The sequence below is a fragment of the Belliella aquatica genome, assembly GCF_014637795.1.
Lineage (GTDB): Bacteria > Bacteroidota > Bacteroidia > Cytophagales > Cyclobacteriaceae > Belliella > Belliella aquatica.
On sequence record NZ_BMFD01000060.1, the window covers coordinates 1 to 617 of the forward strand.

Below are 617 nucleotides of genomic sequence, written 5' to 3' on the forward strand. Positions count from 1 at the left end.
ACGATAGCATTCCGAACAGTGGATAAGTATAACAGTGCGGGAACAGATTATGGTTTGCGTTCTGATAGGGAAGGTAGAAATTACTTTGTTTCTGACAGGAATCTGAATGAAGAGACTCAGAAAAAGCCCATCCGTTTAGATGTTAGAAAGCGATTCTCTGGAGATGACCGGTATAGGATGAATGATAGAGGTTTTCATCAGATCCTGATGGATGGTGAAGAAGGAATAGTACAAGTATCAACTGAGTTAGAGGGAGTCTATCACCTGAGTACTCCTGCTTTTTATGAAAATGGGGATGTTCAGCAAGCAATATTTACAGCTGTTTTGAGAGATGACAAGGGCAGAAGAACCAGGAGACATGAAGTGCATCCGGGTTTATACACTGCTACAATAGAGCAAGATGGGAGTTTTGGTAAGGTAAGAGCTTTGCCATTCAATAAGCTCTCAGAATATGGGGTAATGCATGGAGTGGTTTATAATGACAGGTTGTACTTCAGTTCAGATATGCCTGGGGGTTATGGAGGATATGATTTGTATTATACAGAGATTTTGGGAGATAGTTACGGTCCAGCGATCAACTTAGGTTCTAAGGTCAATGGTGCATCTGATGAGGTGTT

1 pseudogene is annotated in these 617 nt (G+C 41.3%); it reads left to right on the forward strand.

Annotated features, from left to right (window positions below):
- Positions 1–617, forward strand: a pseudogene (locus IEV57_RS19280) (hypothetical protein); the annotation flags it as partial.